Consider the following 18163-nt stretch of genomic DNA (forward strand, 5'->3'; position numbering starts at 1 on the left):
ATCAACACAACGCAAGCCCTTGCCTGCGAAGGCGCAATCAGACTTATCCACACGGTTATGCAGGTCGTATCCACAATCCATGTGGATAACGCCTGACTCCCGACGCCGCCCTACTTCGCAGGAACGCCAAGCTCCTTGAGCAGCGCCGGCGAGGGATACACCTTGTCCATCAGCCAGCGCATATAGCGCATGTCAACGTGGATGGCGCGCTTATAGCGCGGGTCGTACATCCAGCTGGCGCTGACGGCCTCCCAGTTGCTGTCAAAGTTGAGGCCGACCAGTTCGCCCTTCGCATTCAATACCGGCGAACCCGAGTTACCGCCCGTCGTATCGAGGTTGCTGAGGAAGTCCACCGGCATCGCGCCCGTCTTCGGATCGGCGTAGCCCGCGAAGTCGCCCTTGTGGATGGCGTCAAGCAGCGGCTTCGGTGCATCGAACGGGGCGACGCCCGTATTCTTCTCGACAATGCCCTGCACCGTGGTCAGCGGTGCATAGGTGACCGCATCGCGTGCTTTCAGCGGCGTGACCTTGCCGTAGCTCACCCGCAACGTTGAGTTCGCGTCCGGATAGACGGCCTTACCCTGCTTTTCGCGATAAGCAATCAGCGCCTGCATGTAGGCAGGCCGCAGCCGCAGGAGATCGCCCTCACGTGTCTTGCGTTCGTCTTCGATGCGCATCAATGCGGGGCGCAGGCTGCGAGCCGCGACCAGCAAGGCATCGTCGCTCTTTTCGACGTCGGCCGGCGTCGCCGCAAACAGGCGCGTGCGCTCGGCTTCGTCGCCGAACTTCGTCGTACCGTAGATGTGATCCAGCGCCTTGGCGAGATCTGCGGGCGTCCGGCCGAAAACCTTGTCGACTTCCGGCAGGCGCTGCGCGTCCGGCAGCTTCTGGTAGCGCGTGACCAGCGAGGTGACCAGGGCCTGCTCCACACGCGGGTCGTAACGACGCTGGATCTGCTTCAACTGGCTCTGGATGAGCTCCTCGTCGCGCTTCTGGTAGCCAGACTCGCGTTCCGCATCCGCCTTGGGACGCTCGACGGCAAGACGATCGACCGAGAGCGCGCCGCGCATCAGCTGCGTCTGGCTTGAGAGCAGTCCGACGAGCAGGTCGCGCTCGCGAACATCCTTGCCCTGCGCGATGAGGGCCATGGCCTGGTCGATCTGCGGCTTCAGCGTCTTCGCATCGGACTGCGTGGCGAGCCAGGCCAGCATCGCAGCCTCGTCGTCGCGACGAACCGTCACGGCATCGCTGCGCTCGAGGCCTTCGAGCTCACCGCTGAAACGCTTGATGCCGTTCTTCAGCGTCTGCAGTTGCGACGCGTAGCGGATGCCGGCTTCCTTGCCAGCCTTGCCCTCGGTCTCGATCACATCCTGCAAGGCCTTCAGTACCGCCACTGAGGTCGGCAGGCGCCACTCGATCTGGTCGGCGAATTCAGCAGCTGTGCGGTGACGATAGGTAATGCCCGGATAGCCGGCGAGCATGACGAAGTCACCCTCGGCAACGCCTTCGCTGGCGATCTGGAGATGCGACGGCGGGTGGTAGGGCACGTTGTCCGGCGAGAAGTCAGCTGGCTTTCCGTCCTTGCCGACATACGCGCGCAGCATGGTGAAGTCGCCCGCATGACGCGGCCAGACGAAGTTGTCGACCTCGTCGCCGTAGTTGCCGATGGCCCGGGGCGGCGCATAGACCAGGCGGATGTCGCGAAGCTCGAGCTGGCGAACCAGATAGAAGTCGCGGCCATAGAACATGTTGGCCACGCTGCACTTGATGCCGTCTTCTTTCTCGCACTCAGCGACCAGGGCCTTGCTCGCGGCGTCGACAGCGTCGTAATAAGCCCGGCCCGTCTTGCCCTTGGCCCCGGCAAGCACCCGATCGGTGACCTTGTCGAAGCCGACGGTGACGCGCAGGCGGTAATCGGGGTTGGCCGGGAGCTCGCCAGCGCGATCCGCGGCCACGTAGCCGTTAGTGATCAGGTCGCGGTCCGGCTTGGTGTTGTACTGGATGACGCCAAAGGCCACATGGTGGTTGGTCACCACCAGACCATCGGCCGAGACGAAGGAGCCGGTGCCGCCACCGATGCGGACCACCGCATTCAGGGGTGCGCGGGTGAGGTCGGCAAGATCCTTCGGGTCACCGCGGAAGCCGGCGTCCTTGAGGTTTTTCGCAATCCCGGGCAACTGTGACGGCAGCCACATTCCCTCGTCTGCCTTCGCGTCCAGCGCCAGCGCCATGGCTGCCCCCAGCATCATCGAGCGGATCCGCATGTTTTCGTTGCCCCTGTCGGCCATGAAGTCCGCTCGACCATAGGGGTCCGGTCCGGAGCTGGCAATGCCGCGCCGCACAAGCCCCGGCAACGGCCCACGGGACTATAATGCCGGTTTGGGTCCGCGCCGCGGGCCGTCCCCACGACAATCCTGGATAACCATGCAGCAGACGATGAGAGCGCTGGTGAAGCGCAAGCCCGAACAGGGCATCTGGATGGAAGAAGTGCCGGTTCCGCAGGTCGGTCCGAACGAGGTCCTGATCAAGGTCGAGAAAACCGCCATCTGCGGTACCGACCTGCACATCTACAAGTGGGACGAATGGTCCCAGCGCACGATCACCCCGGGCCTGACCATTGGCCACGAGTTCGTCGGCCGCGTGGTCGACATGGGCCCCGGCGTCACCGGCTACAAAATCGGCGACCGCGTCTCGGCGGAAGGACACATCGTCTGCGGTCACTGCCGCAACTGCCGCGCCGGCCGCCAGCACCTGTGCCCCAACACGGTCGGTATCGGCGTGAACCGAAACGGCGCCTTCGCCGAATACATGACCATGCCGGCGTCGAACCTGTGGCCGATCCCGGACCAGATCCCGTCCGAACTGGCCGCGTTCTTCGATCCCTACGGTAACGCAGCCCACTGCGCGCTGGAATTCGACCTGATCGGCGAAGACGTGCTGATCACCGGTGCAGGCCCGATCGGTATCATCGCCGCAGGCATCGCCAAGCATGTCGGCGCGCGTAATGTCGTCGTGACCGACGTCAATGACTACCGGCTCAAGCTGGCCGCCGACATGGGCGCCACGCGCGTCGTCAACGTCGCCAACCAGTCGCTCAAGGATGTAGTCAAAGACCTGCACATCGAAGGCTTCGACGTTGGCCTGGAAATGAGCGGCAACCCGCGCGCCTTCGGCGACATGCTCGACTGCATGTATCACGGCGGCAAGATCGCCATGCTCGGCATCATGCCCCGCGGTGCCGGCATCGACTGGGACAAGGTCATCTTCAAGGGCCTCACCCTGCAAGGTATCTACGGCCGCAAGATGTACGAGACCTGGTACAAGATGACCCAGATGGTATTGACAGGCTTTCCGCTGCAGAAGGTGCTCACCCACCAGATCGCCATCGACGACTTCCAGAGGGGTTTCGACCTGATGGATGCAGGCCAGAGCGGCAAGGTCGTCTGCTCCTGGACCTGATCCACCAGCGCGGCCGAATTTCGTAAGGCCTTCGCCCGCCCACGCGTGCCCCCGACGAGTACACTTTCCGTCGGGGGCCACGCGGTGAAGGGGCGGAAGTATGGATACTCGCAAGACGTGGCGGAACATCCGCTGGGACAAGGGGCGCGACCAGGCGCTTGCCGTCTATCGATCGCGCCGTGGTCGGCGTATCGGGCTTGGCGTAGTCATTGCCATCGCCCTATTCGGGTTGCTTGGCTTCCTCGCCGCGCCCTCGCTGATCCGCTCGCAGATCGCCTCGCGTGCCAGCACGGCGCTCGGCCGTCCGGTTACCGTCGGCGACGTGAGCCTCAATCCGTTTATCCTCAAGCTCACGGTCGAGCGCCTGCACATCGGTGAAGCGGACGGCCATACTGCCTTCGTCGACGTCGACCGGCTCACCGCGAATGCCTCATGGGCTTCGCTTTTCCGCGCGGCGCCCATCCTGGATGAGCTTCGCATCGAAGGGCCACGCGTGCGTATCCAGCGCACGGCGCCGCAGCACTTCAATTTTTCAGACATCCTCGAGCGCCTGGCCAGCAAACCGACCGCGCCAGATACCGGCCCGGCGCGCTTCGCCGTGTCGAACATCGCGCTGCACGGCGGCCAGATCGATTTTGACGACCGTGTGCTCAACGCCACGCATCGCATCGATCACCTCGAGCTCGGCATTCCCTTCATCGCCAGCCTGCCCAGCGACACCGATATCTTCGTGCAGCCCCTTCTGGCGATGAATGTCGACGGCAGCCCGCTAAGAGCGCAGGGCCAGACCAAGCCCTTCGCCAGCAGCCGCGAATCCTCGATCACCTTCCGCTTCGATCACCTGGACCTCGCCCGCTACGTCGGCTTCGCGCCTACCCCACTGCCGGTCGCCGTGCCCAGCGGCAAGCTCACCGGCGTGCTGGCGCTGAACTTCGTGATGACCGAGGCGCGGCCGAGCATCCGCCTCAACGGCCGGCTGATGCTCGATGAGCTGAAAGTTACAGGCAAGGACGGCAGCGCATTGCTGGATCTGGGCCACGGCGACGCCGACCTGACCGTGCTCGAGCCGCTCACGTCACGTTATCGGCTCGGCGCGGTGACGCTCGAGCGAGCATCGGTGCGCTATGCGAGCTTGCCGGGCGGGAAGAGCAACTTCGATGCACTCACGGCGCCGGGCCCGGGCGCGAACGCGACTCCGCCTGATGCGAAAGCGGCGCCCATGGACGTGCGCATCGACAGCCTCACCCTCAAGGATTCGCATATCGCATACGCGGACCTCGGCGCGCCCTCTCCGGCGCAGCTGGACCTCGATCACTTGCAGGGCACGCTGCGCGGACTCAGTACGGTAAAGGCGCAGGCAGCGACGCTGGACGTGTCCGCACAGATGGCCGGTGGCTCCGTGTCGACCCAGGGCAAGGTGGATCTCCCCGCCGGTAATTACACAGGCAGGCTCGCCCTCAAGGACGTCGCCTTGCCGGCCCTGATGCCGCTCGTACCGCCGCTTCTCAACGCCGACATCACCGGCGGCAAGGTCGTCGCGGACGGCACGCTGGCACTCGACTGGCACGACGGCGCAAAGCTGCGCCTCACGAACACCAAGGCACGCCTGGACGATTTTACGCTCGTGCCGCGTGGCGGCCGAGCGTCGCCGGTGACCTGGACGTCGCTGTCGGCGGGCATCGCCCTGGTCGACCTTGCCACCCGCGAAGCCCGCGTGGACGAACTGTTGCTGGGCGGCCTGAGCCTCGATGTCCAGCGCCTGGCCAACGGCAACGTCGACCTGGCCAGCGTGATGCCGCCTTCCTCGACGGCGGCTCATCCGGCCGGCTCGGACTGGCACTGGAGCGTCGCTCACCTCGGACTGAACGATGGCAAGGTCACGTTGCGCGACGCCAAAGCACCGGGCAAGCGCAACACCGTGACGATGGCCGCAAGCGCTTTCGGTATCGACGGCCTGTCCGACGACCTGCGCAAGCCTCTCAAGCTGGACCTGAAGGGTTCGCTCGGTGACGGTGCCTTTGCCGTGGCGGGCACGGTCAGGCCCGAGCCGCTGGACGCCGACCTCAAGATCCAGGCCACGCGTATCGACGTGGCACCCCTGCAGACGTTGGTCACCGTGCCGCTCAACGTGCGCGTAGGTAGTGGACTGCTCAGCCTCGACGGCCAGGCGCGTTACAGCGCGCAGGGCAAGGATGCGGCGCGCATCGGCTATCGCGGAAACGCCACACTTGGCCGTGTGCGCGTGCTCGACAAAGTCACTAACGACGACTTCCTTCGCTGGACGTCGCTCAGCGCCAGCAACATGGTGGTCGCCCTGGGCCAGGGCGTACCCCGTGTCGCGATCGGCGGGCTGGCGCTGGACGACTTCTACGCCCGCGTCATCGTCAACGCGACGGGGCGCCTCAACTTACAGGACGTAGTCGCCAACCCCGAAGCGCCGGGCGCTGTGTCAGTGACACAGGCCCAGGCGAATCCGGCACCAAAGACGGCACCCGCCGCCACGCCGGCTCCGGTTCCCGCCGCTAGCGGACCCGAGGCCGACATACGTATCGGCCAGATCACGCTCACCCGCGGCCAACTGAACTACACCGACAACTTCATCAAGCCGAACTACACCGCGGATGTCACCCAGCTCACCGGCAAGATCGGTGCGTTCGGCACCGCGGGTGGCGCCCCGCCTGCTGCGCTTACCCTGCAGGGCCAGCTGGACAGCAATGCACCGGTCGACATCGAAGGTACGATCAATCCGCTGGCGCCAGTGGCCTTCCTCGACATCACGGCCAAGGCCGAAGGCATCCAGCTCACCAACCTGTCGCCCTATTCTGGCAAGTACGCCGGTTATCCGATTGCCAGCGGACGGCTGAACGTCGATGTGCATTACACGCTCGACCAACGCAAGCTGGCTGCGGACAACCACATCTTCATCGACCAGCTCACCTTTGGGGACCGCATCGAGGGACCCGGGATCAGCCACCTCCCGGTCAAGCTCGCCGTGGCGTTGCTCAAGGACAGCCAGGGGCGGATAGATGTCCACGTGCCGGTATCCGGCTCGCTCGACGACCCGCACTTCAGCATCGGCGGCCTGGTCTGGCGGGCCATCGGCAACCTCATCGTCAAGGCGGTGACTTCGCCGTTCCGTCTGCTCGCCTCCATTGGTGGCGGCCGCGAGGATCTCGGCTACGTGGAATTCGCGCCCGGCTCGGACGTGCTCGACGCGGCGGCCCAGGACAAGCTCGGCCAGATCGTCAAGGTTCTGGGCGACAAGCCCTCGGTGAGTCTGGACATCATCGGACGCATCGACACGAGCAAGGATGAGTCCGGCTTGCGCAAGGTGATGGTCGAAGATCTCATTCACAAAGAGCAGGTCAGCGCCAAGGGCGACGACACCTCGGCACCCACCGCCGAGGAGCAGGACAAGTATCTCGAGCGCGCCTATCGCCATGCCGACTTTCCCAAGCCGAAGAACGTGATCGGCCTGACCAAGTCGCAGCCGCCGGAAGAGATGCGCACGCTGATGGAAACCAATATGCCGGTGGACGCCGATGCCTTGCGGCACCTGGCCGAGCGGCGGGCGAACGCGGTGCGACAGTGGTTGCAGGGAAAAGTCGACGACAAGCGCTTGTTCGTGCTGGCGCCGAAGCTCGATCCGAAGGGGATCGACGACGACGGGAAGACCACCCGCGTGGATTTCGGACTTCACTGACACGCCAACGCGGCTTACGGGTTTTCTCACCGGGCGGGAGGCCTCACAATTGAGAAATCCTCCCACCGGACTTCCCACCATGACCTATCCGGGCCAGACGCGCTTCGCCAGCGAACTCGATTCCATTCGCGAACAGGGCCTGTTCAAGAGCGAGCGCATCATCGTTTCGCCGCAGTCCGCCGAGATCGAGCTCGAAGGCGGCCGCAAGGTGCTCAACTTCTGCGCGAACAACTACCTGGGCCTGGCGGATCATCCCGACGTGATCCAGGCGGCCAAGGATGCCCTGGACACCCACGGCTTCGGCATGGCCAGCGTGCGCTTCATCTGCGGCACACAGGACCTCCACAAGGAACTGGAAGCGAAGATCGCCGGGTTCTTCGGCAAGGAAGACACCATCCTCTATGCCGCGTGCTTCGATGCCAACGGCGGCCTGTTCGAGCCGCTCCTCGGCGAAGAGGACGCTATCATTTCCGACGCGCTCAACCACGCGTCGATCATCGACGGCATCCGCCTGTGCAAGGCCAAGCGTTTCCGCTACGCCAACTGCGACATGGCCGATCTCGAAGCCCAGCTACAGGCTGCCGACGCCGCTGGCGCGCGCACCAAGCTGATCACGACCGATGGCGCCTTCTCGATGGACGGTTTCGTAGCGCCCCTCGCCGAAATCACGGCGCTGGCGAAGAAATACAACGCCCTCGTCCACATCGATGAATGCCACTGCACCGGTTTTCTCGGTGACACGGGCCGCGGTTCCGCCGAACTGCACGGCGTGCTCGACAAGATCGACATCATCACCGGCACCCTCGGCAAGGCCCTCGGTGGCGCCCTGGGCGGGTTTACCACGGGCCGTCGCGAGGTCATCGAGCTGCTGCGCCAGCGCTCGCGTCCTTACCTCTTCTCGAACTCGCTGCCGCCGCATGTCGTCGCCGCGGGCAGCAAGGTGTTCGACATGCTGGCCACCGCCGGGGACCTGCGTGACAAAGTGAAGGAGAACACCCGTTACTTCCGCGAGAAGATGACCGAAGCCGGCTTCGACATCCGTCCGGGACAGCACCCGATCGTCCCGGTGATGATCTATGACGCGAAGCAGGCACAGGCCATGGCCACCGCCCTGCTCGACGAAGGCATCTATGTGACCGGCTTCTTCTTCCCCGTCGTGCCGCAGGGCAAGGCACGCATTCGCACGCAGATGAGTGCGGGGCACACGCGCGAGCACCTGGACAAGGCGATTGCGGCATTTACGAAGGTGGGGAAGCAGTTGGGTATTTTGCAGGGCTGAGGTGACTGGTCCGCGCTGGCGCGCGGATCGCCGATGAATCGGCTCCCACAATCGCCGCTGAAGCGGCTCCCACAAGAATGAAGCGGCTCCCACAAGAATGAAGCGGCTCCCACAAGAAGCCGCAGCTGCCTTGTGTGGGAGCCGCTTCAGCGGCGATTGGGTGCTCGCGTCACCGCCGCCTCAACGCCGCCACCTCGGCATCGGTCAAATGACGCCACTGCCCCTTGGCCAGTTCGCCCAGTACCAGATCCCCGATGGCCGTGCGAAGCAACCGCCGCACATCGAAACCCAGCGCAGCCAGCAGCCGGCGGATATGCCGGTTGCGGCCCTCGTCGAGGGTCACTTCCAGCCAGGCGTTGCGCTCGCCCTGCCTTAGTAGCGAAACAGCGGTGGCGCGCAGCGTTTCGCCTGCGTCGACCACGCCCTCCTGCATGGCGGCAACGGTCGTCTCATCCGGCTGCCCTTCGACCTGCACGTGATATGTCTTCGGCACATGCGTGGCCGGCTCGGTGATGCCCGCGGCCCATACCGTGTCGTTGCTCAATAGCAGGAGCCCTTCGCTGGCCTTGTCGAGCCGCCCGACCGGACTAAGCCACGGCAGTCCCGCGCCCTCGAGCAGCGAGTACACCGTATCGCGCCCGCGCTCGTCCGCCGCGGTGACGACGACTCCCCGCGGCTTGTTCATCGCGATATAAATCGAAGCGGCCGTCGCCGCGCTGGCGCCGTCGATATCGATCCGCTCGTGCCCGGCTATCGGGAACTCAGGGTCGCGAACGATCTTGCCGTCCACGCGTACCCTGCCCTCACGCGCCAGCTTCTCGCCCTGGCTACGCGAGCAGATACCGCGTTTGGAGAGCACGCGGGCCAGGCCGAAAACGGGTGTTGGGGCGCGGCGCGGCCGAGGGCGAGGCGCGCGAGGAGGCTGGAAGGGCATCGACATAGGATAACGGCAATAAAAAGGTTCTTCGCGGATTCCCGGGGCCGGGCGCTCAGCTTTCAGGCCGTGCATTCTTTCGCACCTCGCACCTCGCACCTCGTGCATGGCTCGGCTTCGCCATCGCTCTCTACACTTGCGCGTCTCGCGGGGGAGACCTTGGTGCCCACCCTCGCTGCTCAGACAGTCCTCCGCGTTCGGATCGGAAGGCCGCTCACGCGGCCCATGTATCTATCTGGCCTACGGCCGCTCCACTTGTGCGGAACTCGCCTCGAGGGTGGACACCAAGGTCTCTCACGACGATACGGTTGAGTGGAAGGAGATCCGTTGCGTGGTGCCGTCGTCGGCCCCGGCCGCTCGCGGAACCCCTGGCCTATGCGAAAGCGATGGCTGGCACCCGGCTGCCAAACACCTTCCTCGCGCCTGTGCCTGCGCGCCGGCCGGCGACGCTGCCGCGCGCTTTGGCTCGGCCCACGCGAACCTCAGGGCTCGGGAGAGCCTTCGGTGCCCACCCTCGAGGCGAGTTCCGCACAAGTGGAGCGGCCGTAGGCCAGTGAGAACACGGGCCGCGCAGCGGCCTTTCCGCTACGAAACGCGGAGGACTGTCTGAGCAGCGAGGGTGGGCACCGAAGGCTCTGCGCCCCTACGTCCACGTCCGCCGCGACGTCCCCGGAATTCCGCGATGAACCAAAAAAAAACGGCATGCCGAAGCACGCCGTTTCGGAAATAGTCGTTGAAGGGCTTCCGTCAGATCTTTGCGATGCCTTCGGGACGCTTGGCGCCGACGAAGTGTTGGGCCCAGTAGGCCTCGTTGAGGCTATCCACGCGTACCGTCTTGCCAGCCGACGGGGAGTGGATGAATTGACCGTTGTCGATGTAGATGCCGACGTGCGAGACGGCCTTGCCGCGGGTGCGGAAGAAGACCAGGTCGCCCGTCTTCATTTCGTTGCGCTTGACCTTCAGGCCGGCGAGGAACTGGCTGGCGGAGTTGGTCGGGAGGTCGAGGCCGATGCTGTGGATGAACACATAGCGGACGAAGCCGCTGCAATCGAAGCCGGTGGACGGTGCATGTCCACCGCGGTGGTAACGGATGTCGCGCAGCTTCATGGCGAAAGCCAGAAGCGACTCGCGGGCATGACCGTCGACGTGACCGGCCAGCTTGGCGGTAGCGGCGGCGACGAGACTGTCGTCATCGTCATCGGCCTGGTTGTCGGTGTCGGTGGATGCGACCTGGACGGCGGCGGTGGCCGGCGCCTTCGGCGCGGTCAGGGTTGCAAGGTCGGGAATGGTGGACTGGGCGAGCGCCGCAGCCGGAGCGAACACCGGCAGGTCGGTCAGCAACAGCGAAGCAGACTGGTCCAGGCCCTGGGTAGGCGCGACGGAATCGGCAAACACGGGTGTTACGGCAGCGATACAAGTGGTGGCTAACGCGAGAGCGGTCAGTCGCTTTAAAAGCATGAGCGAGAAGGCCTTTTCATCGGAAAGTTAAGCCGCCAAAGTGTGGGACGACCGTGAACGAGGGGTGAAGTTATCAAACCCCATCCATCTAGTTGTTGGCATAAAGTTAAAAAATGCCATTCCTAGGAAATATTCAGAGAAGTCGCAGCAACTTGCGGGCTGCAGGAGGGAATTCTGAATGGATATAAGGAGTTGCTTTCACATACGTGACCGGAAACAGGGGGTCTTCACGACGGCCAGACCCGGCTCACCCTTGTTAGACACCGCTAAGGCTTGTAGTTCCTCGCCCCGAAGATGGCACTCCCGATTCTTACTTCGGTACTGCCCTCACTAATCGCCAGCGCGAAGTCACCACTCATGCCCATGGATAACCGTTCGACCGGAAATCCCGCTTCCCGAGCCCTGTTACGCCACTGATACAGGGTCCGAAAACATCCTCGCACGACGGCTTCGTCTTCCGAAGCTTCGGCCAGGGTCATCAGGCCGCGCACTCGCAGCGACGAAAAAGCCCGCATCTGTCCCAGGAACCCGGACAGCTCCTCGGGGGCGAGTCCGAACTTGCTTTCTTCCCGCGAGGTCTTCAGCTGGATCAGCACGTCGATGCCCCTGCCCTGGGCCTGCAACGCCTTGTCCAGGGCCACGGCGAGATCGAGGCGGTCGAGGGACTGCACCTCGCCGGCGATCGCCGCCACAGGCTTCGCCTTGTTCGTCTGCAGATGGCCAATAACGACCCAGTCGAGCCCTTCATCCGCCAGGGCCACTGACTTGGCCTGGATTTCCTGCACCTTGTTCTCGCCGAAGCGGCGCAAGCCCAGGCCTACCGCCTCGCGGACGACCTGGGCATCGAAGGTCTTGCTGACCGGCAGCAGGGTGACCTCCGCCGGATCGCGGCCTGCCTGTGCACAGGCCGCGTCGATCGCCGCACGCACGGCCGCGAGGCGGCCGCCCAGCGTGGCGACGTCGGCGGTCATGCCTTCGACGCTTCCTGGAAGTGTCGGGCCACCACGTCGGCTACCACCATGCTCACGCGCTTGCCGGTGGGGATATGCAGGAACTCGTTCGGGCCGTGCGCATTGGAATGCGGGCCGAGCACGCCGGTGATCAGGAACTGCGCCTGGGGGAACTTCTCCCCGAGCATGCCCATGAAGGGAATGCTGCCGCCTTCACCCATATAGGCCGCCGGCGCGCCGAAGTAGTGCTCGGACGCGTTGGCCACCGCTTCCTCAAGCCACGGGGAGAGCGCGGGGGCATTCCAGCCGCTGCCATCCTTCTCGAGGTCGAACGTCACCCTGGCGCCGTACGGCGGGTCCTTCTCGAGCAACTGCTTGAGGAACTTGCCGGCCTCGGCACCGGACAGCGTCGGCGGCACGCGCAGGCTCAACTTCACCGCTGTCTTCGGGCGCAGCACGTTACCCGCGCTGTCCAGCGCCGGCATGCCGCCGACGCCGGTCACGGCAAGCTGCGGGCGCCAGGTCCGGTTGAGCACGAGCTCGGCCAGATCGTCGGTCACCGGCTTCATGCCTTCGACGAACGGGAATTTGTCGTAGATGTCGTTGCCCAGCACCTCGGCCGAACGACGTGCCTGGTCCACGCGCTGCGCCGGGATATCGACGTAGAGCTCCGGCGGCACGATGGCGCCCGTCTGCGGGTTCTCCAGGCGGCTCAGCAGGTCACGCAAGATGCGGAAGCTCGACGGCACCACGCCGGACGCGTCGCCCGAGTGCACGCCTTCGTCGAGCACCTGCACCGTCAGGTTGCCGCCAGTCATACCGCGCAGCGACGTGGTGAGCCAGAGCTGGTCGTAGTTGCCACAGCCGGAGTCGAGGCAGACCACCAGGGCAGGGTTGCCGATGCGCTCGGCGAGGTGGTCGACGTAGTACGGCAGGTCATAGCTGCCAGATTCTTCGCAAGCCTCGATCATGATCACGCAGCGAGCGTGGGGTACGCCCTGGTCGCGCAACGCCAGCAAGGCCGCGAGCGATCCGAAGATGGCGTAGCCGTCATCCGCACCGCCGCGACCGTAAAGCTTGTCGCCCTTGATGACCGGCGTCCACGGACCGAGGTCCTCGGCCCAGCCCGTCATCTCCGGCTGCTTGTCGAGGTGGCCATAAAGCACGACGGTTTCGTCCGTGCCCGCGCCCTGCACGCCCTGCGCGGGCACGTCGATGTAGATCAGCGGCGTGCGGCCGTCCAGGCGCACCACCTCCAGCGACGCACCATCAAGGGCGCCGAGCTTCGAGCGCGCCCAGGTTTCCATGAGCGTCACGGCCTGGTCCATGTAGCCATGCTCGCGCCACTTCGTGTCGAACATCGGCGACTTGTTCGGAATGCGGATGTACTCGACCAGTTGCGGGACGATTTCCGCGTCCCACAGGCCGCTGACGAAGGAGGAAATGCGAGAGGTATCCATGGCGGGGAGACTCATGAGGTCAAAGCGCGATTGTAACAGCGCCTCGTAACAGCCTTCATAACAGCGCCTCGACACTGACGACAGCACCCGCCGACTCGACGTAAGCGTGCGGCCCGCTCGCGCCGCGTGAGGGGCGCACACCGAGCGCATCGCCTCGCTGGTTCGCCCGTGCCGACGTGCGGGGCAGAGTGCTTCGGCGTCATCCGGCGCGCAGCCCAGGAGGCCTCCATGAAACCGCTCGTCCTTGCCCTTTCCGCCCTGCTCTTCACCACGCCCGCCATGGCGGGAGCACCCGTCAACATCAACACGGCCGATGCCAACGCCCTCGCCCAGGCCCTCGACGGCGTCGGGCTCGCCAAGGCCCAGGCCATCGTTGCCTGGCGCGAAGCGAACGGCGACTTCGACAGCGCCGACCAGCTCACCTCGGTCAAGGGCATCGGTCAGTCACTGGTAGACCGTAACCGCGAGTCCATCCAGCTCGATGCCGTCAAGGACACCGCCAAGCCAGCGAAAAAGGCCCGCCCGTCCCGTCCGGCCAAGGCCCGCGGCGCCGACACCGAGGACTGACCGCCCACCCCCCTTCCGTCGCCGGCCGAACGCGCTACACTCGCGCCCCGTGCCGGCGGCGCTTTTCTCGCGCCCTGCCGGCGGGAACAGGGGCCTGATGATCCAATGATCCTGCCGCGTTACCGTATCGCCGCTTCCGGGATTCCCGGGGCTGGCAAGGGCTTGTTCGTCGACGAAGCGGTCGACGCCGGACGCATCATCACCGCGCCCGATGCCATCGACCGTACCCACTCCTGGGCCGAGATCCTCACCACCCCGGCGCTGGCCGCCAATCAGTACGCCGCAGCCCGCTGGTTCGAGGATCGCTACACCGTTTCGCCCGAGTGGCCGGACGAGTGCTACGTCAATCACAGCTTCGAACCCACCGGGATCTGGCACCTGGGATTTATTTTTGCCTCGAAGAACCTGTCACAAGGCACTGAAATAACAGTCGATTATCGCCATCTCCTTCCGCCAGATGAGAACGAGAGCTTTAACGACGCGGCAACTGGTGAGAAAATAACCGGCTTGTCCTGGCAGGACAGTCTCGCGCTAAGCACGCGCGCCCTTGCCGCCCTGCTCGGCTGATACCTTGGTCACTTCGATGGCAATGTCCGATATCCCTGTTCTGGAAACGCCGCGCCTGCGGCTTACGGCCCTCACCGAACGCCATTTCGACGATTACGCGAAAATGCTCGCGGACGCCGAAAGCACGCGCTGGATCGGCGACGGCCAGCCACTCGACCGCATGAACGCGTGGCGCTCCATGGCCATGCTGCTCGGCCATTGGGCCCTGCGCGGCTGCGGCATGTGGGCGATCGAATTGAAAGAGAGCGGTGAGTTCATCGGCCGCGCCGGCCTGATGAAACCGGAAGGCTGGCCCGACCTCGAGCTGGGCTGGATGCTCAAACCGGAACATCGTCATCACGGCTATGCCACCGAAGCCGGCGAAGCCATCCTCGCCTTCGCCTGGAACGAGATGCACGCGCAGCGCGTGATCAGCCTTGTTCGCATTGGCAACGAGGCGTCCGACCACGTCGCCGAACGCCTCGGCGGCGAGCATATCGACAACATCGATTTCCTCGGCGGCGCGACACACCTGTTCGCCTACTACCCGCCACATCGCGAAGTCCGCCGCGCGAGCTGATCGCCCGCCCGGCGGAAAGGCCAGTCATCAAAGCGCTGGCGCGAAATCCGTGCGACGACGACGGTGTGCGGGATTGACCGCGGCGATGCCCGCCAGGGCCAGCAAGCGCGCCGTGCGCATCCAGGCGATCACGACCACACCCAGTTGCACGATCAGGAACGCGACGACCAGACCGCTTCCCGCCGCCGTGGCATTGCCACGCCAGGCCGCGATCAGCACCACCAGTGCCGTGCCGATAAGCGTGATCGTGAGATACACCATCACGGTCGCGAACGGACGCCGCACGAACTGCATGAACCCGCGACCCAGCGCGCGGAAAGCCGAGCGCAATCCGATATCCGCGACGAACTGGGCGCGTGCCGATTCGACCACCGACTGTGCGATCACGAAGAACAGCAGGGCGACAGCGAGCGCGCTGTACGTGTACATGTCGGCCGTCGCAGGAAGCAGCGCCGCATCCACCTTGTCATCGGCGAATGACGACGCCGCCTTGGCCACCAGACCGAACAGGGCGTACGGAATCAGCGCCAGCAGCAACAGGCGCAGCATGCGCCCGTATTCGACCGCGCCACCCTGCAGCAGGCCACCGAATCCCAGCGCGCGCCCGGCGCGTCCGCCGGCCACTGCCATGCCGGTGAGAAAGGGCGAGATCGCCAGCGTCAGGATCAGGCCCGCGACAAAGGCCATGCCCAGCCACGGGTTGTCGCGCCCAAGTGCGATGAACACGTCGCCGAACATCAGGCCGTCGAAATGCTTCGCCCATACCTCGGCGTGCACGGAATGACCCAGCAAAGCATCCAGCGTGCTCCATAACGGCAAGGCGACAACCATGGTGGGCAGGAGGGAGATGAGGATCCACAGCAGGAGCAATCGCCACTGCAGGCCGCCAACGACGCCGCTACCGATGGCAGCGAAGGCCGAACGTTTGGAATGACTGTTCATAGCGTCCCCAGCATGGTGTAGATACCCTGCAGCAGGGCGGCAAAGTCGGAACCCCAACGGTTCGAGGCGGCATGGTTCGCCTCGATGGTGCGACTGTCATTGAGCTTGTTGGCGTCGAGGTAAACCTTCCGCTCCGGATCGAGTTCGGCCGAGGTGGCCTTGAATGGCTTGGTGAAGACAAAGCGTGCCCAGCGACGGTCGTCGTCCCAGCGTACCGTTTCCACCGAGTCGTCGGAGAACGTCACCTTCAGCGTCTGCGGAACCTGGGAGCCGTCACGACGCACGGTGACCGTGGTTTTCCAAGGGAACGGACCGCTGCCAGGCTTCGCGTCCGGATGAGCCTTTTCCCAGGCCTTGCGCTGCTTCTCGACGGCCTCGTCGTTGTCGTCGTTGCTCACCTCGATGCGTTTTCCACCCTTGATCGAGGTGCCGGCGAGAGGGAGCACTTCATCGCTCACGATCTCGCTGATGCGGTCGTCGACCGTGTCGGTGCCGTACACATACTGATTGAATACCTGGGCCACCACGGCCGGCTTGCCCGATGATTCGGCAAGGCTCGCCTGCAGGTCGGCAATGGACGGATGACGGAAATGCCAGGTGGTGTAGTAGTCGCGGAAGGCCTTCTCCATCACCGGCTTGCCGAGGCGTTCCTCGAGATCGTGCATGGCCGTAGCCGTGCGCGAATACACGGTGCCATAGGCCGAACTCGACAGGCGATCCCACGCATTCTGGCCGAGCGGATCGGCCGGGTGCGCGAGTGTCGACAGCATGCGCTCCAGCATGAAAGTACCAAGGGGAGCCTCGACGCCGAAGTACGTCCAGATCGGCTTGGTGAGGTAAACCAGCTGGTTGCGCTCGCGCAACATGCGGTCGTCCCAATACTCGTTAAGCCCTTCGTCGAGCATCGGCTCCTCGAACTCGTTCGAGGCAAGGAGTCCGTAGAAATAGCCGTGGCCGAACTCGTGAATGGTCACGAAGTCGATGAAGAACTCGTTCAACGTCTTCGGCGTCACCTCACTGGCGTTATCGGCCGTGAAGAACGTCGGGTACTCCATGCCACCCGCTTCGCTCGCGTTGAACGGCGGTACGACGGCGGTCAACGTCTTGTACGGATAGGGACCGAGTGTCTGCGAGAAGTAGGCGATCGAATCGATCGATGCCTTCAGCACGGGCTTCGCATCCACCTCGAATTCCGCCGGGTAGATGACGCGGACCTTGACCTTCGGGCTGCCCGGGCCGGTGTACTCGCCCTCGAGCGTCTTGTAGCCGGGAGCAGCCATCCAGGCGAAGTCATGCACGTCGGCCTGGATGAAGTGCCAGGTCAGGTCGTTGCCTTCGGGCGTGGGATCGCCTTGCTGCTCGCCCACGGCGCCGACGACGTAATCTTTGGGCGCCGTCATGCGTACGTCGTACTCGCCGAAGTCCGCGTAGAACTCGCTGTTGAAGTGGAACTCGTGCACGTTCCAGCGCGGCTCCGTGGCCCCGCGCTCACCGGGTAATTCGAGCACGCCGATCTTCGGAAACCACTGGCCGACCAGATGGAACTTGCCGACGTAGCCCGTGCGCTCGATGACGCGCGGCAGCTGGCTGTGGAAGTTCATGTCGAGCGTGACGCTGCCGCCGGCGGGCACGGGCTGGGCAAGATCGATGCGAACCACGGTGTGATCGGTGGCTGGACCGCCATCCGGATGAACGTAGCGCCACTTCAACGCCGCACCATCCTGATCGACGTTACCCAGGTCGATGTGGCCCCACTCGCCTTTCTTCACTTCGGCGATGCCGCGTGAGCCACCGTGGGCAGCAAGCACGCCGCGTTCGGTGAAGAACGTACTGCCCTGCCCTTCGAAGGCATTGAGATAGAGATGCACGAAGACCGCACTGACCGGCCGGTCGCTGCGGTTGCGCCAGGTCATCTGCTGCTGGCCGTCGACCGTGTGCTTGACCGGGTCCAGACGGGCCTGGATCCGGTAGGAGACCACACGGTCGGATAGCGTCGCTTCACTACCCGTGCGAGGACCGCCCCACGCCGTCGCCGCACTGGGCGTCCTGACGAAGGCCGCGTGCGGTGAGGCGAACGGAATCTCGACTGGCACCGCCGTGGGCGCGGGTAGGGGAGCGGATGTGGATGGCGGTACGCCATCCTGGGCCCATGCCGTGGCGGCGCATAACAACGCACCTGCCGCGACGCGACGAACGACTCTGGCTGCCTTACGGCGCATGGATCCACCCTCCCCCTGTAATCCACCGAGATTGCTGGCTCCGACCCCGACCCGATATAGGCCAGA

The 18163-nt window shown here is 64.7% G+C and carries 13 protein-coding genes; 6 read left to right on the plus strand and 7 right to left on the minus strand.

What is annotated here, in order from left to right; genetic code table 11:
* Nucleotides 1–110: 110 nt before the first annotated feature.
* Complete coding sequence (locus tag C8J98_RS20010; RefSeq protein WP_233260313.1) at nt 111–2249, minus strand: S46 family peptidase; 2139 nt, start codon at nt 2247–2249, stop codon at nt 111–113.
* Between the two features lie 187 nt (nt 2250–2436).
* On the opposite strand from C8J98_RS20010, the gene tdh reads away from it, so the two are divergent.
* The 3 genes from tdh (at nt 2437) to kbl (ending at nt 8441) form a co-directional block, all read left to right on the plus strand.
* Entirely contained in the window at nt 2437–3459 is a 1023-nt protein-coding gene (gene tdh / locus C8J98_RS20015) for an L-threonine 3-dehydrogenase (RefSeq protein ID WP_063572233.1), read from the plus strand.
* A 100-nt stretch (nt 3460–3559) separates the two neighbouring features.
* Nucleotides 3560–7162: a DUF748 domain-containing protein gene (locus C8J98_RS20020; RefSeq protein ID WP_107915363.1), complete on the plus strand. Its 3603-nt coding sequence runs from the start codon at nt 3560–3562 to the stop codon at nt 7160–7162.
* A 79-nt stretch (nt 7163–7241) separates the two neighbouring features.
* On the plus strand, nt 7242–8441 hold the full coding sequence (kbl, locus tag C8J98_RS20025) for a glycine C-acetyltransferase (RefSeq protein ID WP_107915365.1): 1200 nt from the start codon (nt 7242–7244) through the stop codon (nt 8439–8441).
* A 169-nt stretch (nt 8442–8610) separates the two neighbouring features.
* On the opposite strand, the gene C8J98_RS20030 is transcribed toward kbl, so the two are convergent.
* The 4 genes from C8J98_RS20030 to C8J98_RS20045 all read right to left on the minus strand — a co-directional run bounded on the left by C8J98_RS20030 (nt 8611) and on the right by C8J98_RS20045 (nt 13243).
* The gene (locus C8J98_RS20030) at nt 8611–9309 is read right to left on the minus strand and encodes a pseudouridine synthase (protein ID WP_233260319.1); all 699 of its coding nucleotides are present in this window, start codon (nt 9307–9309) and stop codon (nt 8611–8613) included.
* A gap of 813 nt (nt 9310–10122) precedes the next feature.
* Nucleotides 10123–10770 (minus strand): C40 family peptidase, encoded by a 648-nt coding sequence (locus C8J98_RS20035; RefSeq protein ID WP_233260314.1) that lies wholly within the window; start codon nt 10768–10770, stop codon nt 10123–10125.
* Between the two features lie 329 nt (nt 10771–11099).
* On the minus strand, nt 11100–11804 hold the full coding sequence (locus tag C8J98_RS20040) for a YggS family pyridoxal phosphate-dependent enzyme (protein WP_107915369.1): 705 nt from the start codon (nt 11802–11804) through the stop codon (nt 11100–11102).
* The gene (locus tag C8J98_RS20045; protein WP_107915372.1) at nt 11801–13243 is read right to left on the minus strand and encodes a M20 family metallopeptidase; all 1443 of its coding nucleotides are present in this window, start codon (nt 13241–13243) and stop codon (nt 11801–11803) included. Before C8J98_RS20045 ends, C8J98_RS20040 begins: the two co-directional genes overlap by 4 nt.
* A gap of 228 nt (nt 13244–13471) precedes the next feature.
* On the opposite strand from C8J98_RS20045, the gene C8J98_RS20050 reads away from it, so the two are divergent.
* The 3 genes from C8J98_RS20050 (at nt 13472) to C8J98_RS20060 (ending at nt 14936) form a co-directional block, all read left to right on the plus strand.
* Nucleotides 13472–13810: a helix-hairpin-helix domain-containing protein gene (locus C8J98_RS20050; RefSeq protein ID WP_107915374.1), complete on the plus strand. Its 339-nt coding sequence runs from the start codon at nt 13472–13474 to the stop codon at nt 13808–13810.
* Nucleotides 13811–13915: 105 nt separating this feature from the next.
* Nucleotides 13916–14377 (plus strand): SET domain-containing protein, encoded by a 462-nt coding sequence (locus C8J98_RS20055; RefSeq protein WP_107915376.1) that lies wholly within the window; start codon nt 13916–13918, stop codon nt 14375–14377.
* 22 nt (nt 14378–14399) lie between these two features.
* Nucleotides 14400–14936 carry a GNAT family N-acetyltransferase gene (locus C8J98_RS20060; RefSeq protein ID WP_107915378.1) on the plus strand — a complete coding sequence of 179 codons (537 nt, stop codon included), beginning with the start codon at nt 14400–14402 and terminating at the stop codon, nt 14934–14936.
* A gap of 27 nt (nt 14937–14963) precedes the next feature.
* On the opposite strand, the gene C8J98_RS20065 is transcribed toward C8J98_RS20060, so the two are convergent.
* The gene (locus tag C8J98_RS20065) at nt 14964–15878 is read right to left on the minus strand and encodes a hypothetical protein (RefSeq protein WP_107915380.1); all 915 of its coding nucleotides are present in this window, start codon (nt 15876–15878) and stop codon (nt 14964–14966) included.
* Complete coding sequence (locus tag C8J98_RS20070; protein WP_158272767.1) at nt 15875–18097, minus strand: M1 family metallopeptidase; 2223 nt, start codon at nt 18095–18097, stop codon at nt 15875–15877. The genes C8J98_RS20065 and C8J98_RS20070 overlap by 4 nt, the downstream gene beginning before the upstream one ends.
* Nucleotides 18098–18163: the final 66 nt, after the last annotated feature.

Source organism: Luteibacter sp. OK325, from assembly GCF_003050935.1.
GTDB lineage: Bacteria > Pseudomonadota > Gammaproteobacteria > Xanthomonadales > Rhodanobacteraceae > Luteibacter.

Excerpts from the sequence above, each read along its gene's own strand:
- C8J98_RS20050 (WP_107915374.1), top strand. The coding sequence starts at position 13,472 with ATGAAACCGCTCGTCCTTGCCCTTTCCGCCCTGCTCTTCACCACGCCC.
- tdh (WP_063572233.1), top strand. The coding sequence starts at position 2,437 with ATGAGAGCGCTGGTGAAGCGCAAGCCCGAACAGGGCATCTGGATGGAA.
- C8J98_RS20060 (WP_107915378.1), top strand. The coding sequence starts at position 14,400 with ATGTCCGATATCCCTGTTCTGGAAACGCCGCGCCTGCGGCTTACGGCC.
- C8J98_RS20055 (WP_107915376.1), top strand. The coding sequence starts at position 13,916 with ATGATCCTGCCGCGTTACCGTATCGCCGCTTCCGGGATTCCCGGGGCT.
- C8J98_RS20070 (WP_158272767.1), bottom strand. The coding sequence starts at position 18,097 with ATGCGCCGTAAGGCAGCCAGAGTCGTTCGTCGCGTCGCGGCAGGTGCG.
- C8J98_RS20010 (WP_233260313.1), bottom strand. The coding sequence starts at position 2,249 with ATGATGCTGGGGGCAGCCATGGCGCTGGCGCTGGACGCGAAGGCAGAC.
- C8J98_RS20045 (WP_107915372.1), bottom strand. The coding sequence starts at position 13,243 with ATGGATACCTCTCGCATTTCCTCCTTCGTCAGCGGCCTGTGGGACGCG.
- kbl (WP_107915365.1), top strand. The coding sequence starts at position 7,242 with ATGACCTATCCGGGCCAGACGCGCTTCGCCAGCGAACTCGATTCCATT.
- C8J98_RS20020 (WP_107915363.1), top strand. The coding sequence starts at position 3,560 with ATGGATACTCGCAAGACGTGGCGGAACATCCGCTGGGACAAGGGGCGC.
- C8J98_RS20065 (WP_107915380.1), bottom strand. The coding sequence starts at position 15,878 with ATGAACAGTCATTCCAAACGTTCGGCCTTCGCTGCCATCGGTAGCGGC.
- C8J98_RS20040 (WP_107915369.1), bottom strand. The coding sequence starts at position 11,804 with ATGACCGCCGACGTCGCCACGCTGGGCGGCCGCCTCGCGGCCGTGCGT.